At 75.1% G+C, this 25,468-nt stretch carries 22 protein-coding genes and 2 riboswitches; of the genes, 14 read left to right on the plus strand and 8 right to left on the minus strand.

The annotated features are described in order from the left end of the window. Positions 1–189: 189 nt before the first annotated feature. The 3 genes from ACI2LW_RS22305 to ACI2LW_RS22315 are packed head-to-tail and all read right to left on the minus strand — an operon-like array spanning position 190 to position 3,508. A complete protein-coding gene (locus ACI2LW_RS22305) occupies positions 190–1,260 on the minus strand; it encodes a prenyltransferase/squalene oxidase repeat-containing protein (protein ID WP_404732959.1) in 1,071 nt (356 codons plus the stop codon). Next, positions 1,257–1,991: a methyltransferase domain-containing protein gene (locus ACI2LW_RS22310; protein ID WP_404732960.1), complete on the minus strand. Its 735-nt coding sequence runs from the start codon at positions 1,989–1,991 to the stop codon at positions 1,257–1,259. The genes ACI2LW_RS22305 and ACI2LW_RS22310 overlap by 4 nt, the downstream gene beginning before the upstream one ends. Next, positions 1,985–3,508, minus strand: coding sequence for a glycosyltransferase family 4 protein (locus ACI2LW_RS22315; RefSeq protein ID WP_404732961.1), 1,524 nt, complete (start codon positions 3,506–3,508; stop codon positions 1,985–1,987). The genes ACI2LW_RS22310 and ACI2LW_RS22315 overlap by 7 nt, the downstream gene beginning before the upstream one ends. A 208-nt stretch (positions 3,509–3,716) precedes the next feature. On the opposite strand from ACI2LW_RS22315, the gene ACI2LW_RS22320 reads away from it, so the two are divergent. From ACI2LW_RS22320 to ACI2LW_RS22360, 9 genes are all read left to right on the plus strand, one after another. After that, on the plus strand, positions 3,717–4,343 hold the full coding sequence (locus ACI2LW_RS22320; RefSeq protein ID WP_404732962.1) for a TetR family transcriptional regulator: 627 nt from the start codon (positions 3,717–3,719) through the stop codon (positions 4,341–4,343). A 97-nt stretch (positions 4,344–4,440) separates the two neighbouring features. Next, positions 4,441–4,615: riboswitch (TPP riboswitch) on the minus strand. Between the two features lie 227 nt (positions 4,616–4,842). Then, a riboswitch (cobalamin riboswitch) is annotated at positions 4,843–4,913 on the plus strand. 123 nt (positions 4,914–5,036) lie between these two features. Beyond that, complete coding sequence (locus tag ACI2LW_RS22325; protein WP_404732963.1) at positions 5,037–6,272, plus strand: prenyltransferase/squalene oxidase repeat-containing protein; 1,236 nt, start codon at positions 5,037–5,039, stop codon at positions 6,270–6,272. A 92-nt stretch (positions 6,273–6,364) separates the two neighbouring features. Further along, positions 6,365–7,144 carry an SCO2322 family protein gene (locus tag ACI2LW_RS22330; RefSeq protein WP_404733067.1) on the plus strand — a complete coding sequence of 260 codons (780 nt, stop codon included), beginning with the start codon at positions 6,365–6,367 and terminating at the stop codon, positions 7,142–7,144. A gap of 200 nt (positions 7,145–7,344) precedes the next feature. Continuing rightward, a complete protein-coding gene (locus ACI2LW_RS22335) occupies positions 7,345–8,529 on the plus strand; it encodes an energy-coupling factor transporter transmembrane protein EcfT (protein WP_404732964.1) in 1,185 nt (394 codons plus the stop codon). Further along, positions 8,526–10,265 carry an ABC transporter ATP-binding protein gene (locus tag ACI2LW_RS22340; protein ID WP_404732965.1) on the plus strand — a complete coding sequence of 580 codons (1,740 nt, stop codon included), beginning with the start codon at positions 8,526–8,528 and terminating at the stop codon, positions 10,263–10,265. The genes ACI2LW_RS22335 and ACI2LW_RS22340 overlap by 4 nt, the downstream gene beginning before the upstream one ends. Further along, entirely contained in the window at positions 10,262–11,266 is a 1,005-nt protein-coding gene (locus ACI2LW_RS22345; RefSeq protein WP_404732966.1) for an ECF transporter S component, read from the plus strand. Before ACI2LW_RS22340 ends, ACI2LW_RS22345 begins: the two co-directional genes overlap by 4 nt. Before the next feature lie 346 nt (positions 11,267–11,612). Next, on the plus strand, positions 11,613–12,029 hold the full coding sequence (locus tag ACI2LW_RS22350) for a transglycosylase SLT domain-containing protein (RefSeq protein WP_404732967.1): 417 nt from the start codon (positions 11,613–11,615) through the stop codon (positions 12,027–12,029). Positions 12,030–12,618: 589 nt separating this feature from the next. Continuing rightward, positions 12,619–13,953, plus strand: a complete 1,335-nt coding sequence (proP, locus tag ACI2LW_RS22355) for a glycine betaine/L-proline transporter ProP (RefSeq protein ID WP_404732968.1) — start codon at positions 12,619–12,621, stop codon at positions 13,951–13,953. Between the two features lie 204 nt (positions 13,954–14,157). Continuing rightward, the gene (locus ACI2LW_RS22360; protein WP_404732969.1) at positions 14,158–14,832 is read left to right on the plus strand and encodes an O-methyltransferase; all 675 of its coding nucleotides are present in this window, start codon (positions 14,158–14,160) and stop codon (positions 14,830–14,832) included. Between the two features lie 73 nt (positions 14,833–14,905). On the opposite strand, the gene ACI2LW_RS22365 is transcribed toward ACI2LW_RS22360, so the two are convergent. Beyond that, entirely contained in the window at positions 14,906–15,298 is a 393-nt protein-coding gene (locus ACI2LW_RS22365) for a hypothetical protein (RefSeq protein ID WP_404732970.1), read from the minus strand. A 103-nt stretch (positions 15,299–15,401) separates the two neighbouring features. Between ACI2LW_RS22365 and ACI2LW_RS22370 the strand changes: the two genes are divergently transcribed. Next, positions 15,402–15,848, plus strand: a complete 447-nt coding sequence (locus ACI2LW_RS22370; RefSeq protein ID WP_404732971.1) for a DUF1992 domain-containing protein — start codon at positions 15,402–15,404, stop codon at positions 15,846–15,848. On the opposite strand, the gene ACI2LW_RS22375 is transcribed toward ACI2LW_RS22370, so the two are convergent. Next, a complete protein-coding gene (locus ACI2LW_RS22375) occupies positions 15,835–16,788 on the minus strand; it encodes a hypothetical protein (protein ID WP_404732972.1) in 954 nt (317 codons plus the stop codon). The two genes, ACI2LW_RS22370 and ACI2LW_RS22375, sit on opposite strands and share 14 nt — an antisense overlap. 5 nt (positions 16,789–16,793) lie before the next feature. After that, positions 16,794–17,450 (minus strand): hypothetical protein, encoded by a 657-nt coding sequence (locus ACI2LW_RS22380; protein WP_404732973.1) that lies wholly within the window; start codon positions 17,448–17,450, stop codon positions 16,794–16,796. Between the two features lie 169 nt (positions 17,451–17,619). On the opposite strand from ACI2LW_RS22380, the gene ACI2LW_RS22385 reads away from it, so the two are divergent. Next, positions 17,620–18,141, plus strand: a complete 522-nt coding sequence (locus ACI2LW_RS22385; RefSeq protein ID WP_404732974.1) for a GNAT family N-acetyltransferase — start codon at positions 17,620–17,622, stop codon at positions 18,139–18,141. Between the two features lie 122 nt (positions 18,142–18,263). Here the strand turns inward: ACI2LW_RS22385 and ACI2LW_RS22390 are convergent, their stop codons facing one another. Further along, the gene (locus tag ACI2LW_RS22390; protein ID WP_404732975.1) at positions 18,264–20,363 is read right to left on the minus strand and encodes a DHA2 family efflux MFS transporter permease subunit; all 2,100 of its coding nucleotides are present in this window, start codon (positions 20,361–20,363) and stop codon (positions 18,264–18,266) included. Positions 20,364–20,573: 210 nt separating this feature from the next. Between ACI2LW_RS22390 and ACI2LW_RS22395 the strand changes: the two genes are divergently transcribed. Next, positions 20,574–21,647, plus strand: coding sequence for a peptidoglycan-binding protein (locus ACI2LW_RS22395; protein ID WP_404732976.1), 1,074 nt, complete (start codon positions 20,574–20,576; stop codon positions 21,645–21,647). Positions 21,648–21,824: 177 nt separating this feature from the next. Here ACI2LW_RS22395 and ACI2LW_RS22400 read toward each other — a convergent pair whose 3' ends face one another. After that, positions 21,825–22,487, minus strand: coding sequence for an HAD-IA family hydrolase (locus ACI2LW_RS22400; RefSeq protein WP_404732977.1), 663 nt, complete (start codon positions 22,485–22,487; stop codon positions 21,825–21,827). Positions 22,488–22,920: 433 nt separating this feature from the next. Between ACI2LW_RS22400 and ACI2LW_RS22405 the strand changes: the two genes are divergently transcribed. Together ACI2LW_RS22405 and ACI2LW_RS22410 are read left to right on the plus strand one after the other, a co-directional pair. Further along, complete coding sequence (locus ACI2LW_RS22405) at positions 22,921–23,565, plus strand: HNH endonuclease family protein (RefSeq protein WP_404732978.1); 645 nt, start codon at positions 22,921–22,923, stop codon at positions 23,563–23,565. Positions 23,566–23,632: 67 nt separating this feature from the next. Beyond that, positions 23,633–25,294: an alkaline phosphatase D family protein gene (locus ACI2LW_RS22410; protein WP_404732979.1), complete on the plus strand. Its 1,662-nt coding sequence runs from the start codon at positions 23,633–23,635 to the stop codon at positions 25,292–25,294. The last annotated feature ends 174 nt before the right edge of the window (positions 25,295–25,468 follow it).

Here is a 25,468-nt window from a genome sequence, read left to right on the forward strand (position 1 = left end):
GCGGTACATCGCCCGAGAGATCTACCAGCTCATCACTGCTTCAACCACGAATGGCCGTCAGCTCACAACTGCCGCTTGACATCCATAAGAGCATCCCCCGCGGGAGCCGGTCGCACAGCCGGGACGGCTCCCACCGGCTCCGGCGGGACGGCCCCGCGGGAGCCGGTGGGGGCCGTCCCGGCGGCGGGTTCAGGCGCAGCAGTCCGGGTCCAGGCCCCTGGGCAGGCGGTCGCCGGCGAAGACGGTGCAGGTGGGTTCGTGGCCGCCCAGCGCGGCCACGGCCAGGAGCAGGGAGCCGGCCGTCCAGGTGGTCAGCTCGCGCGGCCATATGGCGTCGTCCTCGAAGACGTAGCCCGTCCAGTACAGGCCGGTCTCCGCGTCGCGCAGGTGCTGGATGGACTTCAGGACCTCCAGCGCGCGGTCGGACTCGCCCACCGCCCACAGGGTCAGGGCGAGTTCGGCCGACTCGCCGCCGGTGACCCACGGGTTGGGCACCACGCAGCGCACGCCCAGGCCGGGCACGACGAAGCGGTCCCAGTCCTCCTCGATGCGGGCCTTGGCCTCCGCGCCGGTCAGCGCGCCGCCGAGGACCGGGTAGTACCAGTCCATCGAGTAGCGGTCCTTGTCCAGGAACCGCTCGGGGTGGCGCCGGATCGCGTGCCGCAGCGCGCCCACCGCCAGCTCCCAGTCGGGCTGGGGCTCCTCGCGCTGCTCGGCGATCGCCAGCGCGCAGCACAGCGCGTGGTGGATCGACGAGGAGCCGGTCAGCAGGGCGTCCGCGGTCGCCGTGCCGTCGTCCTCGCGCTTCCAGCCGATCTGCCCGCCCGGCTGCTGCAGCCGCAGCACGAACTCGACCGCCGCGTACACCACGGGCCACATGCGGTCCAGGAAGGTGTCGTCGCCGGTGGACAGGTAGTGGTGCCAGACGCCCACGGCCACGTAGGCGACGAAGTTCGTCTCGCGGCCGGGGTCGGTGACGTCGTCGTGCGCGCCGTCGGCGTAGGCGGCGTGCCAGGAGCCGTCCGGCAGCTGGTGGCGGGCCAGCCACGCGTACGCCCGCTCGGCCGCCTCGTGCTCGCCGGCCGCGTCCAGCGCCATGGCCGCCTCGACGTGGTCCCAGGGGTCGAGGTGGTGCCCGCGGAACCACGGGATCGCCCCGTCCTCCCGCTGTGCGGCCAGGATGCCGCGCACGGTGGCGGCGGCCTGCCCGGCGGTGAGGACCCCGGGCAGGACCAGGTGTTCTGTCCGGGGAGTGGTCACTTGGCGGCCGCCCGCGGCAGGTGGGGCTTGGTCGCGTAGGCCACGAAGCTCTTGCCGATCAGCGGGTTCAGCGCCCGCTCGGCCACCCGGGTGGCCAGCGGCTTCTTCATGATGTCCCAGACCAGCAGCTTGTGGTACGCCCGCACCGGCAGCGCCTTGTCGTTGTCGACGCCGAAGGCGCACTTGAGCCACCAGTACGGCGAGTGCAGGGCGTGCGCGTGGTGGGTGCCGTACGGCCTCAGGCCCGCCTCGCGGATCCGGGCGAGCAGCTCGTCCGCGCGGTAGATGCGGATGTGGCCGCCCTCGACCTCGTGGTAGGCGTCGGACAGCGCCCAGCAGACCTTCTCGGGGCCGTAGCGCGGCACGGTGACGGCGATGCGGCCGCCCGGCTTGAGCACCCGGACCATCTCGGCGAGGACGCCCTTGTCGTCGGGGATGTGCTCCATCACCTCGGAGATGATGACCACGTCGAAGGACTCGTCGGGGAAGGGCAGCGCGAGGGCGTCGCCCTCCATGGCGGTCGCGGTGGCGCCCGCGGGGGCCTCACCCGCCTCCTTCATCGCGGCGAACCACCTGGCGACCTCGCGGATCTCCTCGCCGTTGCGGTCCAGGGCCACGACCCGCGCTCCGCGCCGGTAGCACTCGAACGCGTGCCGGCCGGCACCGCAGCCGAGGTCCAGGACGCGGTCGCCCGGGGCGAGCGGGAACCGGGAGAAGTCGACGGTCAGCACGTGGTCCTGCTTTCGGAATAGACAGCCTCTGAGGCCGCGGGGCGGCCGGTGTCCGGGCCCGCGGCGGCGGTCCCCTCGCCCGCGGGGAGGGAACGGTCGCCGGCCGCGGCCGCGGGAAGGCGGCCGGGGCCGGGGGCCTGGGGGCGGCCCGTGGCCGCGGGGCGGCGGGCGGCGTCTGCCGTCCCGGACCGGCGGGGGGCGCGGGCCGCGGCGCGGGCGATGGCCTCGCGGTAGCGGGCCACCGTGCCCTCGGCGGCGCGGGCCCAGGTGAAGTGCCGCAGCACCCGCTCGCGCCCGGCCGCGCCGAGCCGGGCGCGCAGCCCGGAGTCCCCCAGCAGCCGGCCCAGCGCGGCGGCCAGCGCGCCCGCGTCGCCCGGGGGCACCGCCAGGCAGGTCTCGCCGTCGCGCCCGGCGACCTCGGGGATGGCCCCGCCGGTGGTGGCCACCAGCGGCGTGCCCGTGGCCATGGCCTCGGCGGCCGGCAGCGAGAAGCCCTCGTACAGCGACGGCACGCACGCGACCTCGGCCGAGCGCACCAGGCCGACCAGTTCGGCGTCCGAGATGCCCTTGACGAACTCGACGGCGCCCTCCAGGCCGTACCGCTCGATGGCCTGCGCGACCGGCCCGTCCTCGGCCCGCTTGCCGACGACGACGAGGTGCGCCCCGGGGTGCTCGGTGCGCACCTTCGCCAGCGCCTCGACCAGGAAGACCAGGCCCTTGAGCGGCACGTCCGCGCTGGAGGTGGTGACGATCCGGCCGGGCACCCGCGCCACGGACGGATCGGGTGAGAACAGCTCGGTGTCGGCGCCGATGTGCACGACGTGCAGCCGGTCCGGCCGTACGCCCAGGTGGTCGACGATCTCCTGCCGGGAGGTCCCGGAGACGGTGAGCACGGACGGCAGCCGGCGCGCGACGCGCTTCTGCATCCGGGTGAAGGCGTACCAGCGCCGTACGGACAGGCGCCGCTGCCGGCTCCCGGCGGCGTCCAGTTCGAGCTGCCGGTCCACGGTGATGGGGTGGTGGATGGTGGTCACCAGCGGCGCGCCGATGTCGCCCAGCAGGCCGTACCCGAGGGTCTGGTTGTCGTGCACGACGTCGAACTCGCCGCGCCGGGCGCGCAGATGGCGGCGGGCGCGCAGGGAGAACGTCAGCGGCTCGGGGAAGCCGCCGGTCCACATGGTGGCGACCTCGAGCGCGTCGATCCAGTCGCGGTACTCCTCGCGGCGGGGCGTGCGGAAGGGGTCCGGCTGGCGGTACAGGTCGAGGCTCGGCAGCTCCGTCAGGCTCAGGCGGTCGCCCAGGTCCGCGCCCTCGTCCAGGACGGGATACGGCTGTGCGCCGATCACCTCGACCCGGTGTCCGAGGCGGGCCAGCTCGCGCGAGAGGTGGCGGACGTAGACGCCCTGGCCGCCGCAGAACGGGTTCCCCTTGTAGGTGAGGAGCGCGATCCTGAGCGGTCGCTCGCCGTCTGCGGCGAGGTCGGTCGGGGACCCGGCCCGACTGGCCTCAGCGGTCACTTAGGGCCCCCTTCTGACTGCACGGTCCCGCGAGATTACGCCGGGACGCTAATCTGGAACAAGTTTCAGACTTGATCGTTCAGGAGGCTCCGAATCTACCGGCAGGTAGCCCCGCTGTGAGAAGTGGATCAGGTGATTCACGCCACGGCCGCGGCGCCACGCTGCCGTCCGATCACACGGCCTCACCGACTGTCACGGAGCGGGACCCATGGATGCGGAAGCCAAGCCGGCGGCCGGCGCCGCGCGCCCGGCCGTGCCGCCCCTGACCGAGCGGCAGGAGGCCCGGCGCCGCCGCATCCTGCGCGCGAGCGCCCGGCTGGCGGGCCGGGGCGGTTTCGACGCCGTGCAGATGCGGGAGGTCGCGGAGTCCTCGCAGGTCGCGCTGGGCACCCTCTACCGCTACTTCCCCTCCAAGGTGCATCTGCTGGTGGCCACGATGCAGGACCAGCTGGAGCATCTGCACGGCACGCTGCGGAAGAACCCGCCGGCGGGCGAGAGCGCGGCCGAACGGGTGGCGCAGACCCTGATGCGCGCCTTCCGCGCCCTGCAGCGCGAGCCCCAGCTGGCCGAGGCGATGGTACGGGCGCTGACCTTCGCGGACCGCAGTGTGAGCCCCGAGGTGGACCAGGTCTCCCGGCAGACGACGGCGATCATCCTGGACGCGATGGGCCTGGACGGCGAGCCGACGGCCGGGCAGCTGTCCGCGGTCCGGGTCATCGGGCACACCTGGCACTCGGCCCTGATCACCTGGCTCTCGGGCCGCGCCTCGATCGCCCAGGTGAAGACCGACATAGAGACCGCCTGCCGGCTGATCGACGTGACGGCGGACGAGTAGCGCGGCGGGCTGGTGGCGCCGCGGGCGCGGGCCGCCCGGGGCGCGAGCCGTTCGGGCACGAGGTGGCCGGAGGGGCGCGAGGGGCCGGGGCACGAAAAGACCTACGAGACGGGTTCCCTTCGCCGGTATTACCCGGATCAGGTATTAGGGGTCGCCTTCCGGTCTTACGACCTTCCGGCCTCTCAGTCCTACCGTCGACGTCGGCCTCAGCGGATGCGCGAAGCGTCACGCTGGAAGTCGGCTACGCCGGTCGAACTCCCTCACTCGCCTCGTAGGCACTTCCAGAATAACCCCTTTCGCCCTTTTTCAACCCCCCGTGGCAGGGCAATTCCTCGCCACTTCCGCTCCACCCACCGGCACCGCACGGATGCCGTACGGATGCCGCACGGATGCCGCACCGACCCCGCACGAGCACCGAACGAGCACCGAACGAGGACCGGCCCCCCGCTGCTTTCCTACGTGCCGGTACAGTGGCCGGGTCGTCATCACACCCGTACGGGGGGAAGCCGGTGGAAGTCCGGCGCTGACCCGCAACCGTGAGCCGCCGCGAGGCGGCGAGCCGGAATGCCCCGGGCGGGATCGTGACCGGCTCACGTGCGTCGGCGGTCCGCCGGCGTACGGCACCGTCGAGGGATACGGAGCCGAGCCGCCGGGGTGTCCCGTGCTGTCCGGCTCCCTCAGGGAGAGGCACCCATGAACGTCCGCCGCACCGCCGCGGCCCTGGCCGCCGTCGCGATGATCGGCACCGCGGCCCCCGCCGTCGCCGCAGACTCGTCCCCCTCCCCGTCGCCGTCCACGGCGCTCCCCTCCGGGCTCTACGGCAGCACGGACCCCAAGTACGACGGCGTCTGGCGCCAGTCCCTCGCCCTGCTCGCGCAGGACACGGTGGGTGTGCGGCCCGCCGCGGCGGCCGTGGGCTGGCTGACGGGACAGCAGTGCGCGAACGGCGCGTTCGCCGCGTTCCGCGCCGATCCCGGCCGCGCCTGCGACGCCAAGGTGATGGTGGACACCAACAGCACGGCCGCCGCCGTCCAGGCGCTCGCCGCGCTCGGCGGCCACGACGCCGCCACGGACAAGGCCGTGACCTGGCTGAAGTCGGTGCAGAACAAGGACGGCGGCTGGGGATACACGCCGGGCGGGCCCAGCGACGCCAACTCCACCTCCGTCGTCGTCGGCGCCCTCGCCGCCACCGGCCGGAAGCCCGCGGCCGTGCTGAAGGACGGCAAGTCCCCCTACGACGCCCTGCTGAAGCTCGCGCTGCCGTGCGAGGGCGAGGGCGCGGGCGCCTTCGCCTACCAGCCCGACAAGAAGGGCCGGCTCACCGCCAACGCGGACGCCACCGCCGCCGGCGTCGTCGCCGCTCTCGGCCAGGGCCTGGCCGCCAAGGGCGCCGGCGCGTCCGGCGGCGCGCCGCACTGCACCGACTCCGGCGAGGCGACCCCGGCCCGCGCCGCCGCCAACGGGGCGGCCCACCTCGCCGGCGCCGTCGCCAAGAACGGCTACCTCACCTCCGTGCTCCCCGGCTCCACCGACCAGCCCGACTACGGCAACACCGCCGACGCGGTCGTGGCGCTCGCCGCGCAGGGCGGGGCCGGGCAGGCGGCCAAGCCGCTGCGCTGGCTGGAGCGGCACGCCGCGGCCTGGGCCCAGCAGTCCGGCCCGGCCGCCTACGCCCAGCTCGTCTTCGCCGCGCACGCCACCGGCACCGACCCGCGCGACTTCGGCGGCACCGACCTCGTCGCCAAGCTCAACGCCACCGGCCCGGCCCCCCAGTCGGCCACGGGCGCCGAGACCGACGACAAGAGGGCGGACAGCGCGAAGGACGACTCCTCCGGGTTCGGCGTCTGGTGGATCGTCGGTGTCTTCCTCGTCGCCGGCATCGGTATCGGCTTCCTGCTCAGCGGCCGGAAGAACGGGCGGCAGCCGTGATAGGCGGGGCGGTCCGCGCGAGGCGCGACGACCGAGCCATCAGCGGGGGCCCCGCGGTGAGCGGCGGCCGCGCGATGAGCGGCGGCCGCGCGATGAGCGGGTGCCGTACGCGGCGCACGGTCCGCGCCCGGCGCCGGCGCCGCGCGCTGCCGGTGCTGCTGCTGTCCGCGCTGCTGCCGGCCGTGCTCCTGGTGGTGGCCGTGCTCCTGGTGGTGGCCGGGGCCGGCGGGGCGGAGGCGGCCGGGTACCGGTACTGGTCGTTCTGGAACCTCGACGGCGGCCACTGGACGTACGCCACCGAGGGCCCGTCGACGGCGCGGCCCTCCGACGGCGACGTCCAGGGCTTCCGCTTCGCGGTCAGCGCCGACTCGCAGGACGCGAGCAAGCCGCGCGGCACGGCCGGCTTCGCCGCGATCTGCGGAAAGACGCCCGCCCGGCACGGCGCCAAGCGCGTCGCACTGGTCCTCGACTTCGGCACGCGCGCGGACGCCCCGTCCGGCGAGACCCCGCCGGCGGCGCGCACCGCCTGCGCGCGGGTGCCCGCCGACGCCACCACCGCGGAGGCCCTGGCGGCGGTCGCCAAGCCGCTGCGCTACGACACCAACGCCCTGCTGTGCGCCATCGCCGGGTACCCGGCGAAGGGCTGCGGCGAGCAGGTCACGGCGGACGGCGGCGGCGCGAAGGCGAACGGCGGGGGCACCGGCGGGAAGACGGCCGCCGGGAGCGACGGGCAGGACGGCGGATCGCAGGGCGGTTCGCGGAGCGGTTCGGACGGCGGCGGTCCGTCGCTGGGGCTGCTCGCGGGTGGCGCCGTGGTCGCCGTCGTGGCCGCGGGCGCGGTCTGGCAGGCCCGGCGGCGCCGGCATGGGTGACCGCCGCGGCACCGGCCCGGGACCGCACGGGTCCGGCCCGGGGCCGCACGCGCCCGGCCCGGGGCCGGCGGTGCCTCGCCGTTCCGGCACGGACGGCGCCCGCCGCTGCTCCGGCCTGCGCGGCTTCCCTCGCGGCGGGCCGCGTGGCCGCCGGTGTGCCGGCCCGCGCGCGCCTCGCCGTTCCGGCGCGTGCGACCGTCATGCGTAGGGCGCCGGCCGCCGCGGGGCCGGGCCGCCGGGCGCCCGGTGTCCACCCGGGCGCCTGGTGGCTGTGGGCCCTCGCGCTCGGCACCGCCGCCACCCGCACCACCAACCCCCTCCTGCTCGCCCTGCTGCTCGCCGTCTCCGCGCATGTCGTGACGGCCTGCCGCGCCGACACGCCCGCCGCCCGCTCCTACACCGCCTTCCTGCGGCTGGCCGTCGCCGTCCTGGTCGTCCGGCTGGTCTTCGCCGTCCTGCTCGGCTCCCCCATCCCCGGCACCCATGTGCTCGCCACCCTGCCCGAAGTGCCCCTGCCGCACTGGGCGCAGGGCATCCGCGTCGGCGGCCGGGTGACGGCCGAGTCCGTGGTCTTCGCCCTGTACGACGGTCTGAAGCTGGCCACCCTGCTGATCTGCGTCGGCGCCGCCAACGCCCTGGCCGCCCCGGCCCGGCTGCTGAAGTCCCTGCCCGGCGCGCTGTACGAGACGGGTGTCGCCGTCGTCGTCGCCCTCACCTTCGCCCCGCACCTGATCGCGGACGGCCGCCGGCTGCGGGCCGCGCGCCGGCTGCGCGGCCGGCCCGACCGCGGCCTGCGCGGCCTGCTGCACGTGGGACTGCCCGTCCTGGAGGGCGCCCTGGAACGTTCCGTGGCGCTCGCCGCCGCGATGGACGCCCGCGGCTACGGCCGCACCGCCGAGGTCGCGCCCGCGGTGCGCCGCACCACCGCCGCACTCACCCTGGGCGGCCTGCTGGGCGTGTGCGCCGGGACGTACGGGCTGCTCACCGCCGAGGGCGGCGACTACGGACTGCCGGTGCTGCTCGCCGGAGTCGCGGCCGCCCTCGCCGGGCTGTGGCTGGGCGGCCGCCGCTCCCCGCGCACCCGCTACCGGCCCGACACCTGGAACCCCCGCTCGTGGCTGGTGGCCGGATCGGGCGCCGCGGTCGCGGCCCTGCTGACCGCCGCCGCCTCCCGGGACCCCGCCGCCCTGCACCCCGGCGTGGTCCCCCTGGTCGCCCCCGCGCTTCCCCTGTGGCCCGCGGCGGCCGTCCTCCTCGGCATGCTCCCGGCCTTCGCCGCCCCGGCCGCCCGCACCACCCCACGGGACCCCGCCGCCCCGGCCGCCCGCACCACCCCACGGGACCCCGCCGCCCCGGCACGTCACCCGCGCAAGGAGTCGTCGTGATCCGCTTCGAAGATGTCTCCGTGACCTACGACGGGGCCGCCGGACCCACCCTCTGCGGCGTCGACCTCGAGGTGCCCGAGGGCGAACTGGTACTGGTCGTCGGGCCGTCCGGCGTCGGCAAGTCCACCCTGCTCGGCGCGGTGAGCGGACTGGTGCCGCACTTCACCGGCGGCACCCTGCGCGGCCGGGTCACCGTGGCCGGCCGCGACACGCGCACGCACAAGCCGCGCCAGCTCGCCGACGTGGTGGGCACCGTCGGCCAGGACCCGCTGTCGCACTTCGTGACGGACACCGTGGAGGACGAACTCGCCTACGGCATGGAGTCGCTGGGGCTCGCCCCCGACGTCATGCGGCGGCGCGTGGAGGAGACCCTGGACCTGCTGGGCCTCGCGCCGCTGCGGGACCGTCCCATCGCCACACTGTCCGGCGGCCAGCGGCAGCGGGTGGCCATCGGCTCGGTCCTCACCCCGCATCCGCGGGTCCTGGTCCTGGACGAGCCCACCTCCGCGCTGGACCCGGCCGCCGCCGAGGAGGTGCTCGCCGTCCTGCAGCGGCTGGTGCACGACCTGGGCACGACGGTCCTCATGGCCGAGCACCGCCTGGAACGGGTCGTCCAGTACGCCGACCAGGTCCTCCTCCTGGCCGCTCCGGGCACGGCCCCGCGCCTCGGCGCCCCGGCCGAGGTGATGGCGGACTCCCCGGTGTGCCCGCCGGTGGTGGACCTGGGCCGGCTGGCGGGCTGGTCGCCGCTCCCGCTGACCGTCCGCGACGCCCGCCGCCGCGCCGCCGGCCTGCGCGAACGCCTGACCGGCCACGAACCCGCGCCCGGAACCGGAACCGCAACCGCACCCGCACCCGCCGCACCCCGGGAACAGGCACCGGTACCTGTACCGCCCCCCGCGTCCGCCGCCCCGCGCCCGGCCGCCCGCCGGCGACTGTTCCGGCGCGCCGCCCCGAGGACCGACGCCCCCGGCGGCACGTCCCCCGACGTGGCCGAGGTCGACTCGCTCGCCGTCCGCCGGGACGGCGTCCAGGCGCTGCGCCGCGTCGACCTCACCGTCGCCCCCGGCGAGACCGTCGCCCTGATGGGCCGCAACGGCGCCGGGAAGTCCACGCTGCTCGGCTCGCTGGTCGGGCTGGTCCAGCCGTCCGCCGGGCAGGTCCGGGCCGGCGGCGTGGTCCCGCACCGCACCCCGCCCCGCGACCTCGTGCGCCGCGTCGGCCTCGTCCCGCAGGAGCCGCGCGACCTGCTCTACGCCGACACGGTGGCCGCCGAGTGCGCGGCCGCCGACCGGGACGCGCAGGCCGCGCCCGGGACCTGCCGGGCCCTGGTCCAGGAGCTGCTGCCGGGGGTGCGCGACGAGACGCACCCGCGCGACCTGTCCGAGGGGCAGCGGCTCGCGCTGGCGCTCGCCGTCGTGCTCACCGCGCGCCCGCCCCTGCTGCTCCTGGACGAGCCGACCCGCGGCCTGGACTACGGCGCGAAGGCCCGCCTGGTCGCGGTGGTGCGCGCGCTCGCCGCCGACGGGCACGCGATCGTGCTGGCCACGCACGACGTGGAGCTGGCCGCCGAGCTGGCCCACCGGGTGGTGCTGCTGGCCGAGGGCGAGGTGATCGCCGACGGTCCGACGGCCGAGGTCGTGGTGTCCTCCCCGTCCTTCGCCCCCCAGGTCACCAAGATCCTGGCCCCACAGCGGTGGCTCACGGTCGCCCAGGTCCGAAAGGCGCTGTCATGACCGCCGACCACCCCGTCGGCACCGACGCCCCCGCCGCACACCACCGGCCCCAGCCGCGGACCGGTGAGCACCCCGGAACCCGCCCCCGGCCCGGTGAGCACCCCGGAACCCGCTCCCGGACCGGAGGGGCCGCTCCCCACCCCCGGCCCGCCGGGGACCCCCGGCCCGCCGGCACCCCCCGGTCCCAGGCGCGGGCACGGGCGGTCCGCCTCGGGCCCCGTTCCCTCGCCGCCCTGGTCCTGGTCGGCGCCGTGGGCGTGGCCGCCTTCACCTGGCCCTTCCTCGCACCGCCGGACTCGCGGCTCGCCGCGCACGCGCAGGACGCGCCCTGGCTCTTCGCGGGCCTGCTGGTGCTGCTGGTCGCCGTGGTGGCCGCGACGATCTCCGAGTCCGGTCTCGGCCCGAAGGCGGTGGCGATGCTCGGGGTGCTGGCCGCGACGGGAGCCGCCCTGCGCCCGATCGGGGCGGGGACCGCCGGGCTGGAGCCGATGTTCTTCCTGATGGTGCTGAGCGGACGGGTGCTCGGGCCCGGGTTCGGGTACGTGCTCGGCTCGGTGACGATGTTCGCCTCCGCGCTGCTCACCGGGGGTGTGGGGCCGTGGATGCCGTTCCAGATGCTGGCCATGGGCTGGTTCACCATGGGCGCGGGCCTGCTGCCGGGTCCGGACCGGCTGCGCGGCCGTGCGGAACTCGCCCTGCTGGCGCTGTACGGCTTTCTGGGCTCCTTCGCCTACGGCACCGTGATGAACCTGGCGGGCTGGCCCTTCATGGGCACCCTCGCCTCCTCCATCGCCTTCGACCCGCACGCCGGGGTGCCGTCCAACCTGGCCCGCTTCCTCGCGTACTGCCTGGCCACCTCGCTCGGCTGGGATCTCGGACGCGCCGTCGTCACGGTCGTGCTGACCCTCGTCGTCGGCCCGGCGGTGCTGCGGGCGCTGCGCCGGGCCACCCGCCGGGCGGCCTTCGAGGCGCCCGTCACATTCGAGGGTCCCGGGGCCTGACCTCTGCGTGAGCCCGCCCGTGCCGAGGGTGACCGGCGCGGTGAGGCCGCCCACATGACGCGGATCACCTACGAAGGCGGGTAGGAGTCCGCCGAGCGTGGCATGCGCACGCCATTGCCCGCGCCGACCTGCGCTTTGAGAGCCGGCTCACACCGGCGACTTCCGTCCCGAATGCGACCACAACTAGTAAAAGGGGTGTTTGCGGACAGATTTCCCGCCTGCTTGTCTGGACGACGTCGCCGGGAGCCGACGGCCCCCACGGGTCACGGTTCCGGGGCACGCCTCCACCGCCTCCGCGTGGTTCCGGCTGCCCGCGACCCCCTGTCCCCGACGCAAGAGGTTCTACGTGTCCGTCTCCTTCATCCGCCGCATCGCCGCCCCCAAGAAGGCCCTCACCACCGCCGCCGTGGCCGTCGCCGCCGCCGGCGTGGCGCTGTCCCCGGCCCCGGCCCACGCCGCCGGCACGAACTCCGCCACCGAGGCCAAGGCGATCGCGCACAAGATGATCCCGGACTCCGCCCAGTTCGACGCCTTCAGCCACATCGTGGAGCGCGAGAGCGGCTGGAACGTCAACGCCACCAACCCCTCCTCCGGCGCCTACGGCCTGGTCCAGGCCCTGCCGGGCTCCAAGATGGCCTCGGCCGGCGCCGACTGGAGGACCAACGCCGAGACCCAGATCAAGTGGGGCCTGGACTACATGAAGTCCCGCTACGGCAGCCCCGTCGGCGCCTGGAAGTTCTGGCAGGCCAACGGCTGGTACTGAGCCGAGCCCGACGACGGGCACGGCCCGACGCCGGTGACACCGGTCTGAGCCACCTCACGGCACTCGTGGAGGCGGCGGTCCCCGATCCCCTGGGCCGCCGCCTTCGCCGCCTCCGCACGCACTCCCGCCCCGTTCGGTTGCACTCCGGGGGCGCGACAAGGATCACACCGCGAAGGCGTGAAGCGGCCGGCGAGCGGGACAGACGTACCTGCGTATCCAGCATTTAGGTGCAGTATGCATCCGGTTGCGCACCGCACGTAAGGGCCCTCTGCCCTCGTATGGTCGATTTCCGGCCCGCCGGTGCGGCGGGTCGCCTCCGGCCCGCCGCTCGCGGGCCACCCGGTCCGCCCGGCGCGGACCCCGGTCCGCCCGGCGCGGGCCGCCCGGTCCGCCCGACGCGGACCCGGCCCGCCGCTCGCGGGCCGCCGACCCGCCCGGCGCGGGTCCCTCCCGGCCCGCCTCCGTGCGGGCGACTGTCCGGCCCGCTCGCCGATGCCGCCGCGTGGGTCGCGTCCCTGTCCCCTGCGAAAGGTAGGCGAGCGAGACCTTGTCGGCTCTCACAGTCACCGCCCCCCGGCCCGTACCCCGCGTGTCCCTCACCAAGACCCGCGACTCCGCCACCGTCACCGACCCGGCGCTCGTCAAGCGCGCCGTGAAGGCCGCCGCGCTCGGCAACGCCATGGAATGGTTCGACTTCGGCGTGTACAGCTACATCGCGGTGACGCTGGGCAAGGTGTTCTTCCCGTCCGGCAACCCGACGGCGCAGCTGCTGTCGACGTTCGGCGCCTTCGCCGCGGCCTTCCTGGTCCGCCCGCTCGGCGGCATGGTGTTCGGCCCGCTCGGCGACCGCGTCGGCCGGCAGAAGGTGCTCGCCGTCACCATGATCATGATGGCCGTCGGCACCTTCGCCATCGGCCTGATCCCGTCCTACGGGACGATCGGCGTCGGCGCGCCGCTGCTGCTGCTCGCGGCCCGGCTGGTGCAGGGCTTCTCCACCGGCGGCGAGTACGCGGGCGCCTCCACCTTCATCGCCGAGTACGCCCCCGACAAGCGGCGCGGCTTCCTCGGCAGCTGGCTGGAGTTCGGCACGCTGGCCGGCTACATCGGCGGCGCCGGCCTGGTCACGCTGATGACGGCGCTGCTGTCCGACGCCGACCTGCTGTCCTGGGGCTGGCGCGTCCCGTTCCTGATCGCCGGTCCGATGGGCGTCATCGGCCTGTATCTGCGGATGCGGCTGGAGGAGACCCCGGCGTTCGCCGCCGAGGTCGAGAAGGCCGAGACGAACCGCCCGAAGGTGCCGCTGCGCGAGATGATCGCCGGCCAGTGGAGGGCGCTGCTGCTGTGCGTGGGCCTGGTGCTGGTCTTCAATGTCACCGACTACATGCTGCTGTCGTACATGCCGAGCTACCTGACCAGTGAGCTGCACTACGACGAGACGCACGGCCTGCTCGTCGTGCTCGGCGTGATGGCCCTGATGATGATCGTCCAGCCGTTCGCCGGTGCGCTGACCGACCGGGTCGGCCGCCGCCCGGTGATCGCGGCGGGCTGCGCGGGCTTCCTGTTCCTGTCGGTCCCGGCCCTGCTGCTGATCCGCCAGGGCAGCCTGGCCGCCGTCGGCCTGGGCATGGGCGCGCTGGGGCTGCTGCTGGTCTGCTTCACGGCCGCGATGCCGGCCGCCCTGCCGGCGCTGTTCCCGACCCGGGTCCGCTACGGCTCGCTGTCGATCGGCTTCAACGTCTCCGTGTCGCTGTTCGGCGGCACCACCCCGCTGGTGGTCACGGCCCTGATCGGGGCCACCGGCAACATGATGATGCCCGCCTACTACATGATGGCGGCGGCGGTGATCGGCGGCTTCGCGGTGTGGCGCATGGCGGAGACGGCGGGCCGCCCGCTGCCGGGCTCGGCACCGTCGCTGGAGTCGTAGGACCACCGCGGCGCGCCCCCGGGCACGTCGCGGACCAACGCGACACGGCCCCCGGGGGCACGTCGTGGACCACCGCGGCGCGCCCCGGGGGCGCGCCGCCCGCCGTACGGCGGCGATTGCCTGACAGCGCTCATGCGCCGGGCTATATTCGTTAGCGCAGCTAGTTAGAAGACCTAACTATCACGCATACGAAAGGCTTGGCGCATGAGCGACTCGAAGCTCTGGGACGACGTGGACGACTACTTCACCGGCCTGCTCGCCCCGGAGGACGAACCGCTGCGGGCCGCCCTGCGCGACAGCGACGCCGAGGGCCTGCCGCACATCAACGTCGCCCCGCCCCAGGGCAAGCTGCTGCAGCTCCTCGCGCAGATCCAGGGCGCCCGCACCGTTCTGGAGATCGGCACGCTCGGCGGCTACAGCACCATCTGGCTGGCCCGTGCGCTGCCCGCCGACGGCGGCCGGCTGGTCTCCCTGGAGTACGACGCCCACCACGCCGACGTCGCCCGCCGCAATCTCGCGCGCGCCGGCCTCGACCGGATCACCGAGGTGCGCGTGGGCCCGGCCCTGGAGTCGCTGCCCAAGCTGGCGGACGAGAACCCGCCCCCCTTCGACCTGGTCTTCATCGACGCCGACAAGGTCAACAACCCGCACTACGTGGAGTGGGCGCTGAGGCTGACCCGCACCGGCAGCCTGATCATCCTGGACAACGTCGTACGCGGCGGCGCCGTCACCGACCCCACGAGCACCGACCCCAGTGTGCGCGGCACCCGCGAGGCCCTGGAGCTCATCGCCGGGCACCCGCGCCTGACGGGCACGGCGATCCAGACGGTGGGCTCCAAGGGCTACGACGGCTTCGCGCTGGCCCGGGTGACGGACTGACCGCGCGACCTGGCCGCGTACCGCCGCGACCGGGGCCGGCCCGCCCGCTCGCACGACGGGGCCGGCCCCGCGCTCACACCTCGTGGTAGAAGCCCACGTTGACGCTGCGCGGGCTGGTGCGGTCCTGCACCACGATCTCCCCGGCGCCGCCCCGGGGCAGCGCGACCGTGCCGCCGTAGACGAGGGGCTGGGTGTGCTCGCCGACGGTCAGCCGGACCTCGGAGGACGGGTCCGGCTGCGAGCCGCGCAGCCAGGTCACGTGCCACGTCCCGTCGGGACCGCACACGAACTCCAGGTGCGCCCGGGAGACGAACAGCCAGTCGTCGGGCGTCACCAGGCGGCACACGGCCCGGTCCCGTCCCACCCGCAGCACGGCACCCGGTTCGCTGGGCGCGTCGGCCATCAGCATGCCGGCCGTGGCGCCCGCGTCCGTCCCGGAGACGGAGGCCATGGTCAGTTCGAGCACGTGCGTTCCCCCTGTGGCGTCGCTGTGCGATGGCCGGCCCGAGTGCCGCACCGCCGCCGCATGATAAAACGCCCGGCCGTGTCGCGTCCGGCACAATGGACGCATGACCGAGCGAAAGCCACCGGGTGTTCCGTTCGAGTCCTGGGCCGACAAGCAGATCCGCGATGCGCAGGCGCGCGGCGACTTCGACCGGCTGCCGGGGGCGGGCAAGCCGCTGCCGGGCGACATGACCTACGAGGAACTGTGGTGGGTCAAGCGCAAGCTGGCCCGCGAGCACCTGTCCGTGCTGCCGCCGACGCTGGCGCTGCGCAAGGAGGCCGAGGACGCGCTCGCCGCGGCGTACGCGGCGCCCTCCGAAGCGGCCGTGCGCAGGATCGTCGCGGACATCAACACGAAGATCCTCGACATGATGGTCAAGCCGCCGCCCGGGCCCCCGCTGGGCCTGAAACGGTACGACGTCGAAGAGGTCGTCCGGGTGTGGCGGGAGCGCCGGGCGGCGGCCGGACAGGCGGTCGTGGGACCGGAGGCCTCACGCCTCACAGGCGGGTGAGCCGGTCGGCGAGTTCGCGGTAGTCGCGCAGCGCCAGCCGCAGCCGCTCGGTGTCGGTGCCGGCCTCCTGCCAGGCCGAGCGCAGGGTACGGCGCCGCTGGGTGAGCGCCTCGGTGAACCGGGTGACGTACTCCCCCACCACCCGGTCCGCCTCCTCCACGGAGTCCCGGGGCCCGTCGATGAACCCGGTCACCACCTCGCGCAGCCGTGCTTCGTACGTGTCGCACTCCTCGCGGGGGAGCACCGGGGCGGCGGAGGTGGCATCGGTGCCAGGGGCGGCGCCCGGGCCCGCCGTGTCCGCGCCGGGCGGCGCCTCACGGCTGCGGGCCGCCGCGCCCCGGCCCTCGGCCGCCTCGGCCGGCTCGGCCGGCTCCGGTCCCTTGTCCAGGCCGGCGGCCGTACCGCCCGCCTCCACGTCGGCGCGGATCCCCGTGCCGCGCGGGTCGTCCCCGGCGGCCTCACGGGCCGCGGCGGTCTCGCGGTTCGTCCGGGTCTCGCGGCCCGGCTCGGCGCCGAGGCCCGGCTCGGTCCCGCGGCCCCCGGCCGTACCGGACGTCACGCCGGTCCCGGACACCTCGTCCCGGCCGGAGACCTCCCCGCGTCCGAACGCCTCGTCGCGTCCGCGCGCCTCGTCCCGTCCGCGCGGCTCGTCCGATACGGAGGCCGTGTCGCGTCCGCGCGGCTCGTCCCATGCGGAGGCCGTGTCGCGTCCGAACGCCGTGTCCCGGCCGGAGGTTGTGCCGGTCCCGGACGCGGTGTCCCGGCCGGAGGCCGCGCCGGTCCCGGACGTCGTGTCCTGGCCGGAGGCCGTGTCCCGCGCGGGGGCCGTGTCCGCACCCGTCTCCGTTCCCCTGCCCGTGTCCGTCCCTGTGGTGTGCGGAGGCATGGTCCTCTCCTGCTCCGCGGCGCGCTCCTGGCGCTCCGGTGTCGTGTCGGCCATGTCGGTCAGCTCTCCCGCACGTGGCGCCGGCCCAGGCCCCACGGCATGTGCGAGGCGCGGCCCGTGGCGGCTTTGGTGCTGCCGTCGCGCCCGCCGTCCGCGGGTGCGGAGGTCAGCAGGTCCTCGAAGAGGTCGCGGGCCTCGACCATGGCCGCGCGCAGCTCCTCGGTGCTCGTACGGCCCTCCGTGCCGTCCGCCGTGCCCTGCGCGGCGCGGTGCACCCGGCGGTAGCCGTGGACGTGGTGGCCGTGGTGCACGGACAGCGCGTCCAACTGGTCCTCGTACTGCCCGTCGTGGGGGAAGCCGCGCGCCCCGGCCAGCTCGGCCAGCAGCCGGTCCGCCTCGGCCACCGCCTCCCGCGGCGAGTCGACGAACCGCTCCTGCGCGGCCGTCCAGCGGGCCTCGAAGCGCTCCCGCTCGGCCGGGTCCAGCGACCGCGGCCGCAGGTCGCCGTGGCGTTCCACGCGCGCCGCCAGTTCCCGCTCGGCGGCCTTGGTGTCGCCGTCGTGCCGGGCCACCGTCCGGTCGTACTCCGGACCGAAGCGCCTCTTGAGCCCGCGCCGTCCGCCGCCGTGGCCGCGGGCGCGGGATGTCAGGACGGCCGCCACCACGACGACGGCCGCCACGATCACGATCAGAGCGATGATCATGCCTGTGGACATGGGTGCCTTCCGGATGTGATCGGCCCAACCGGCCGGTTCTCCGTGCGGGTTGCCCGGAAGGTGACCGGTAAACGGTCCGTCGAGCCGGACGGGTTCCGCTCGCGCGGAGACGCCTCGCGCGGGGATATTCGGTTGCACCGCCCCGGCGCCGGTCGCCGACAATGCCGGCATGTCCGCCGCACGCTCGTCCGTCGTCAACTGGTCCGTGGCTCCGGAGCCGTACGACTCGCCCGTCGCCGCCGCGCTGTGGCGGGCGTACTACACGGAGGTCAGCGACCGCTGGTACCTGCTGTACGAGGGGCACCGCACCGACCCCGACGAGCTGGAGCGGGAGATCGCCGCCCGCTCGGGCGCCGAACTGTCCCCGCCGCGCGGGCAGTTGCTGCTCGCCCGGTACGACGGGGCGCCCGCCGGCACCGCGGGCGTACGGCTGCTGGACGCGGAGACGGCCGAGCTCACCCGGGTCTTTCTGCGCCCGGAGGTGCGCGGCAGGGGCGGGGCGGCGCTGCTGGTCGGCGCCGCCGAGGACGCGGCCCGGGCGCTCGGTGCCCGGCGGATGATCCTCGACACCCGGAGCGACCTGGTGGAGGCGCGGGCCCTGTACGGCCGGCTCGGGTACCGGGAGACCGGACGGCACAACGACGACCCCTACGCCGAGCACTGGTTCACCAAGAGCCTCGCCGCCGGCTGAGCAGCGGGCCGGCGGGCACAGGCGTCTCGACGGGTGGGCAGGGCCGACGAGGCGCCCGCGGCCGACGAGGAACCCGCGGCCGACGAGGAACCCGCGGCCGTCTGAGGCGGCGCCGCCCCGCCTCAGACGAGGCGGGTGACCGGGCGCTCCTCGTGCGGGCGTTCCGCGTCGGAGCCGCACAGTTCCGACGTCAGCTCGCTGACGAGCTGGGTCAGGTCGGTGGGCCGGTCCGGCGACCACCAGTCGCCGAGCAGTTCGGCCAGGGACTCCTCGCGGGCGTGCGCCAGCCGCTCGGCCACCTCGCGGCCGCGGGGGGTCAGCACGAGGTCCAGGCCCTGGCGCTCGCCCAGCCGCCGCTCCTCCACCTGGCGGGCGGCCTCGATGATGGCGGCCAGCGGGACGGAGCTGCGCTCGGCCAGCACGGCCGGCTCCACCCAGCCGTACTTCTTCATCCGCAGCAGCAGCCAGCTCGCGGCCGGCTTGAGGTCGTAGCCCGCCCGCTCGGTGATCGTGCGGTACACCTCGCGCCGTCCCTCACGCGTGCCCAGCACCGACAGCGCCCGGCACACCTCGTCGTAGGAGGACCGTTCGACGGGGTTGGTGGCGTAGGTCTCGGAGACGTCCGGGGCGGTGACGGAGCCGCGCAGCCGGTCCTCCTTGAGGAACCACGCCAGCACGAAGCCGAGCAGGGCGACCGGGGCGGCGTAGAGGAAGACGTCGGTGATGGCGGAGGCGTAGGCGTGCAGGGCCGCCGGGCGCAGCGCGGCGGGCAGGGCGGCGATGCCGCGCGGGTCGGCCTTCAGCGCGTCCGCCGAGGCGCCGGGCGGCAGCGGGACGCCCCGGAAGGCGGCGGCGAGCTCGTCGCCGAGGCGGCTCGCGAAGACCGTGCCGAAGATGGCCACGCCGAAGGAGGCGCCGATGGAGCGGAAGAAGGTGGCGCCGGAGGTGGCCACGCCCAGGTCCTCGTAGCTGACGGCGTTCTGCACGATGAGCACCAGCACCTGCATGACCAGGCCGAGGCCCAGGCCGAAGACGAAGAAGTAGAGGCTCGTCTCGGCGGTGGGGCTGTGCTCGTCGAGCCGGTGCAGCAGGAGCAGGCCGACGGCGGTGACGGCGGTGCCCGCGAGGGGGAACACCTTCCAGCGGCCGGTCCGGCTGACGATCTGCCCGGAGCCGGTGGAGGCCAGCAGCATGCCGAACACCATCGGCAGCATGTGCACACCCGACAGGGTCGGGGACACGCCGTGCACCACCTGGAGGAACGTCGGCAGATAGGTCATCGCGCCGAACATGGCGAAGCCGACGATGAAGCTGATGACGGCGGAGAGCGTGAAGGTGCGGATGCGGAACAGCTTCAGCGGCAGCACGGGCTCCGCCGCCCCGCGCTCCACCGCCACGAACGCCACCGCGAGCAGCACGCCCGCCACCGCCAGGCCGATGATCTGCGGCGAGCCCCAGCCCCAGGTGGTGCCGCCGAGGGAGGCGACCAGGACCAGGCAGGTGGCGACCGAGGCGATGAGGAACGTGCCCAGGTAGTCGATCACGTGCCGCTGCGACCGGCGCGGGATGTGCAGCGCGGCGGCGATCACGGCGAGCGCGACGATGCCGACGGGCAGGTTGACGTAGAACACCCAGCGCCAGCTCAGGTGCTCGGTGAACAGCCCGCCGAGCAGCGGCCCGAGCACGCTGGTCGCGCCGAAGACCGCCCCGAACAGGCCCTGGTAGCGGCCCCGCCTGCGGGGTGAGACCACATCGCCGACGATCGCCATGGACAGCACGATCAGCCCGCCGCCGCCCAGGCCCTGCAGCGCGCGGAAGCCGATCAGCTGGGGCATGTCGCGTGCCGTCCCGCACAGCGCGGAGCCGATCAGGAAGATGACGATCGCGGTCTGGAACAGCTTCTTGCGCCCGTACTGGTCACCGAGCTTGCCCCACAGCGGGGTGGCCGCGGTGGACGCGAGGAGATAGGCGGTGACCACCCAGGACAGGTGCTCCAGCCCGCCGAGGTCGCTGACGATGGTGGGCAGCGCGGTGGACACGATCGTCTGGTCGAGCGCCGCCAGCAGCAGGCCGAGGAGCAGCGCGCCGATCGAGACGAGTACGTTCCCGGTCACCTGGTCGGGCTCGGCGGCCGTGGCCCCGTGCAGGGGCGGAGGGGCGGACGGCGGCCGCGGTCCGGGCGCCGCGCCCGTCGTCCCGGTGCTGCCGTGCTCCCCGGACATGGAGACCTCCCGAGACTCTCGTGACACCTTCCATCGTCATCGGTGTGACCCGTAATGGCCTGTCGAGTCCTCCTGGACGCGGCCATTCCGGGGGTTCGGGGAGACGGTGTGGAGAGGATCTGCATAATCCTTGGAGTTCGCACGGGAGGGGACCCACGCGTGGAGGAGCCGAGGGGGCGCACCTGCCCGGAGTGCGGGGCGCCCCGGAGCATGGACAACACGCCGTCGTGCGCCTGCGGCCGGCGGGCGGCCGACGCCCTGCGCGACACGCGCAGCGCGGAGGCGGCAGCGGCGGAGGACTTCGACCCGCTGCGGATACGTCCCTACGTGACCTTCGAGGCGGGCACGGGGGAGCCGGCCGACGGCGGTACGGGGGAGCCGGCCGATGGCGGTACGGCGGAGGCAGTCGGCGGCGGTACGCCGGAAGTGGGCGGCGGTACGGCGGAAGCGGGCGACGACGGTACGCCAGAAGTGGGCGGCGGTACGGCGGAAGCGGCCGGCAGCGGGGAAGCGGCCGGCACCGGCACGGCGGAGGGGGCCGGCACCGGCACCGCGCTCGCGGGCCCGGGGCTGGACGCCGCCCCGGGCCCGGACCCGGACGCCGGGGACGGGACTCCGGTGGGGGCCGGGGCGGGGCCGAGGGCGGGGACCCGGGCCGGTGACGCCCGTCGCCGCCGGCCCGTCGCCGTGTTCGCCGTGTCCGGGGCGGTGGTCGCGGTCGCCGCGGCGGCCGGGTTCGCGGGCGGACTGTTCTCCTACCACTCCCCGGCCCGGGACGGCGCCGCTCCCACGGGGGTACGGCAGGGCGTGCCGGACGGGGGCACCACGAACCCGCCCTCCGCGTCCGCGCCGGAGGCCGCCGCCTCGCCGTCCGCGGCGCCCCAGGCCGAGAGCCGGTCACCGTCGGCGAGCCCGAGCACCGGGCCGTCCCCGTCCGCCTCGCCCTCGGACGCGTCGCCGTCGCCGTCCCCCTCCCCGACGGACGGCGGACGGACCGCGGCCCCGGCGACGCCGACCGGGACCGCGCCGACCACGCCCGCCGCTCCCACGCCCACCGCGCCCCCGGTCCTGCGCCGCGGCGACCGCGGTCCCGAGGTGACGGAACTCCAGCAGCGTCTGGCCCAGCTGAACCTGTACGTCGGCCGGAGCGACGGCGTCTACGACTCCCGGGTCGAGGGCTCGGTACGCACCTACCAGTGGGCCCGGGGCATCGACGCGGACGACCCCGGCGTCTACGGCCCGGCCACCCGCGCCCGCCTGGAAGCGGAGACGTCACAGCCCTGACCGGCGCTTCCGCGCCGTCCGGGACCGCGACACACAGCCCGCCCCCGGACGGCCCGCCAGGGGCAGAGCCCACCCCGGCCACCCGCGCCCGCCTGGAATCGGAGACGTCACAGCCCTGACCGGCGCGGACACCGACACACCCCACCCCGGACCGCGAGGGCAGACCCCCGGCTCCCCCTACTGGCGCACGGACAGCCGCACGCCGCCGTCCCCCGTGGGCTCCACCCGCACGTGGGTCAGGTCGGGCACCACCGCGTCGGGGTGGTGGTGGGCGGCGCGCGGGCCGACGCCGATCACCCGCATCCCGGCTGCGCGGCCCGCGGCGATGCCCGCGCCGGAGTCCTCGAGGACCACGCAGTCGGCGGGCCGTACGCCCAGTTCGGCGGCGCCCTTCAGGAAGCCCTCGGGGTCGGGCTTGCTCGCGCCGACCGACTCGGCGGTGACGCGCACGTCCGGCAGGGGCAGGCCGGCCGCGGCCATCCGGGCCGTGGACAGGCCCACGTCGGCCGAGGTCACCAGCGCGTGCGGGAGCCCGCGCAGCGCGGCCATGAACTCCGGCGCGCCGGGCACCGGCACCACGCCGTCCATGTCGGAGGTCTCCGCGGCCAGCATGCGCGCGTTGTCGGCGAGGTTCTGCTCCATGGGCCGGCCGGGCAGCAGCAGCGCCATCGAGGCGTGCCCCTGGCGGCCGTGGACGACCTTCATCACCTCGTCGCCGTCCAGCCCGTGCCGGCCGGCCCAGCGGCGCCAGATCCGTTCGACGACGGCGTCGGAGTTGACGAGCGTGCCGTCCATGTCCAGCAGGAGGGCGCGGGCGGTGAACACGGCGGTGGCCGTCATCGGCAGCTCCAAGGCGGCAGAGCGGGTGGAGGGCGCGCACGGCGCCCGCGGGACAAGGCGGCCCCGCCCGCCGGTCAGGGGAAACGGGCGGGAGCCACTTTGTTTCTCCACGGTACAAAACCAGCCGGGCATCCCGCCACCGGCCCCCGCGAAACGTCACCGGCCGTTCATCCGGGCCCTTCCGTGACCCGTACGGACCCTTACGGACCCATACAGGCCCATACGGACCCATACAGACCCGTACGGACCCCGCCCGCCGGACAAGGCCTGGGCGGCGGGCCGGCCGGCGCGGACACGAAAGTTCGGTCCTGAACCTTGTCGTGTCATGCGCACGTCATTAGCTTCTTACCGGACACACACCTCCCGGCAACGCGGCGCCGCGAACATGTCCTCGCCCGCGCCCAACACCCCCACCCCACAAGGGAGTTCGCACATGCCGAAGTTCTACGCGCGTCGACGGCTGAGCATACTCGCCGCGCTCACCGCGCTGACAGCCTCCGTCGCACTCTTCAACTCCCCGAGCGCCTCCGCCGCCCTGCCCACCCCGGTCAGCGCTGCCACCGCCCGCGGCTACCTCGCCCAGCTCACCGTCGCCACCGAGAACCGCACCGGCTACGACCGCGACCTCTTCCCGCACTGGATCACCGTCAGCGGCGCCTGCAACACCCGCGAGACGGTCCTCAAGCGCGACGGCACCAACGTCGTCACCGACTCCTCCTGCGCGGCCACCAGCGGCAGCTGGTACTCCCCCTACGACGGCGCCACCTGGACCGCCGCCTCCGACCTCGACATCGACCACCTCGTGCCGCTTGCCGAGGCCTGGGACTCCGGCGCGGGCAAGTGGACCACCTCCCGGCGCCAGGCGTTCGCCAACGACCTCACCCGCCCGCAGCTCATCGCCGTCACCGACAACGTCAACCAGGCCAAGGGCGACCAGGACCCCGCCACCTGGATGCCCTCCCGCTCCGCCTACCGGTGCACCTACGTGCGCGCCTGGGTCCAGGTGAAGTACTACTACGGCCTGTCCGTCGACTCGGCCGAGAAGAGCGCGCTGCAGGGCTACCTCGCCAACTGCTGATCGCCGGGATCTGTCCGCCCTCCCCCGTCGTTCAATACCGTACGTTCGACGGAGGAGGGTGATCACCTTGGCCGGACTGCGCCTGGGACCACTGCTGAGGTACGCCGACGGCGCGTCCGCGACCATCTGGGTCGAGACGACCCGGCCCTGCACCGCTCGGGTCCGCTGCTCCGACGGCGCCGGCGGCACCGCGCACACCTTCCAGATCGAGGGCCACCACTACGCCCTCGTCCCCGTGACCGGCCTGACGCCCGGCACCTCCCCGTCCTACGAGGTGCTCCTCGACGGCGCCCCCGTCTGGCCCCCGCCGGGCTCCCGCTTCCCGCCCTCCGTCATCACCGCGCCCGCCGGCGACGGCGAGGGCGTACGCGTCGCCTTCGGCTCCTGCCGCTGGGCCGCACCCCCGGCCGGCGGCCACGACCCGGTCGGCCCCGACGCCCTCGACACCCTGGCCGCGCGGATCGCCGCCGGCGGCGAACGCCCGGACGTCCTGCTGCTCCTCGGCGACCAGGTGTACGCCGACGAGACCTCCGCGGACACCCGGCGCTGGCTGGCCGCCCGCCGGGGCCTGGCCGACGCCCCCGGCAGCCAGGTCGCCGACTACGAGGAGTACACCCGGCTCTACTACGAGTCCTGGCTCGACCCGGAGGTGCGCTGGCTGCTGTCCACCGTGCCCAGCTGCATGATCTTCGACGACCACGACGTCGTCGACGACTGGAACACCTCCGCTTCCTGGCTCGCCGACATGCGGGCCACCGACTGGTGGCAGGAACGCCTGCTGAGCGGCCTGATGTCGTACTGGGTGCACCAGCACCTGGGCAACCTCTCCCCCACCGCCCTGGCCGAGGACCCGCTCTACGCCGCCGTACGCGCCACCCCCGACGGCACCGACGTGCTGCGTGCCTTCGCCGCCCGGGCCGACGCCGACCCCGCCTCGGTGCACTGGAGCTACCGGCGCGACTTCGGCCGGGTCCGGCTGCTGATGGTCGACTCACGCGCCGCCCGCGTCCTCGACGAGGACCGCCGGGCGATGCTGCACCCCGCGGAGGCCGACTGGCTGCGCACCCAGGCGCTGGAGGACCCCGAAGGCCGCGACCACCTGCTGATCGGCACCTCGCTGCCCTGGCTGCTGCCGCACCTGGTGCACCACGCCGAGGCCTGGGACGCCGCGCTGTGCCGCGGCGGACGCGGCGCCCGGTGGGCCCGGATCGGGGAACGGCTGCGACGGGGCGCCGACCTGGAGCACTGGCCGGCCTTCCCGGAATCCTTCGCGGCGCTGGCCGACCTGCTCGGCGAGGCCGCCTCCGGACCGGCGGCCCCCGCGACCGTCGCCGTGCTCTCCGGGGACGTCCACCACGCCTACATCGCCGAACCGGCATGGCGCGCCCGGTCCGTGGACGCCCGGGTGCTGCAGCTCACCTGCTCCCCCGTCCACAACTCGGTGCCGCTGTCGATCCGGCTCGGCTTCCGCTTCGGCTGGAGCGCACCGGCCCGGGCGCTCGGCCGGCTGCTCGCCCGGCACGGGCGCTGCGCCCGGCCGCCGGTGAGCTGGCGCCGGACGGGCGGCCCCTGGTTCGGCAACCAGCTCATGACCCTGACGCTGCGCGGCCGTTCGGCCCGGCTGCGGCTGGAGCGCGCCCGGGCGGACAAGGGCGGCCGGACCCTCCTGGAGACGGTCACGGACCGGGACCTCACCCCGCCGCCGGCGGACGGCAGTGGCGCGACGTGACGGCCGGGCGGGGCGGCGGCCGGGCGTGGCGTCAGGAGCGCGCGGTGCACTTGAGGGGACGTCAGCGACGGGCGCGGGTACGGGAGTTGTCGTGCGGGAGTCGCCGTACCGGGGTCGCCGTACGGACGTCTCCTACGGTGCGTGAGGGAGCGTGACGAACACGTGAGCCCCCCG

Origin of the sequence: Streptomyces sp. NPDC004065 (genome assembly GCF_044903565.1) — a bacterium.
GTDB lineage: Bacteria > Actinomycetota > Actinomycetes > Streptomycetales > Streptomycetaceae > Streptomyces.

Coding starts and splice junctions, on each gene's coding strand:
- ACI2LW_RS22380 (WP_404732973.1), bottom strand. CDS start 17,450: ATGTCCACAGGCATGATCATCGCTCTGATCGTGATCGTGGCGGCCGTC.
- ACI2LW_RS22400 (WP_404732977.1), bottom strand. CDS start 22,487: ATGACGGCCACCGCCGTGTTCACCGCCCGCGCCCTCCTGCTGGACATG.
- ACI2LW_RS22375 (WP_404732972.1), bottom strand. CDS start 16,788: ATGGCCGACACGACACCGGAGCGCCAGGAGCGCGCCGCGGAGCAGGAG.
- ACI2LW_RS22395 (WP_404732976.1), top strand. CDS start 20,574: ATGGACAACACGCCGTCGTGCGCCTGCGGCCGGCGGGCGGCCGACGCC.
- ACI2LW_RS22345 (WP_404732966.1), top strand. CDS start 10,262: ATGACCGCCGACCACCCCGTCGGCACCGACGCCCCCGCCGCACACCAC.
- ACI2LW_RS22370 (WP_404732971.1), top strand. CDS start 15,402: ATGACCGAGCGAAAGCCACCGGGTGTTCCGTTCGAGTCCTGGGCCGAC.
- ACI2LW_RS22390 (WP_404732975.1), bottom strand. CDS start 20,363: ATGTCCGGGGAGCACGGCAGCACCGGGACGACGGGCGCGGCGCCCGGA.
- ACI2LW_RS22405 (WP_404732978.1), top strand. CDS start 22,921: ATGCCGAAGTTCTACGCGCGTCGACGGCTGAGCATACTCGCCGCGCTC.
- ACI2LW_RS22330 (WP_404733067.1), top strand. CDS start 6,365: ATGAGCGGGTGCCGTACGCGGCGCACGGTCCGCGCCCGGCGCCGGCGC.
- ACI2LW_RS22335 (WP_404732964.1), top strand. CDS start 7,345: ATGCGTAGGGCGCCGGCCGCCGCGGGGCCGGGCCGCCGGGCGCCCGGT.
- ACI2LW_RS22360 (WP_404732969.1), top strand. CDS start 14,158: ATGAGCGACTCGAAGCTCTGGGACGACGTGGACGACTACTTCACCGGC.
- ACI2LW_RS22385 (WP_404732974.1), top strand. CDS start 17,620: ATGTCCGCCGCACGCTCGTCCGTCGTCAACTGGTCCGTGGCTCCGGAG.
- ACI2LW_RS22320 (WP_404732962.1), top strand. CDS start 3,717: ATGGATGCGGAAGCCAAGCCGGCGGCCGGCGCCGCGCGCCCGGCCGTG.
- ACI2LW_RS22325 (WP_404732963.1), top strand. CDS start 5,037: ATGAACGTCCGCCGCACCGCCGCGGCCCTGGCCGCCGTCGCGATGATC.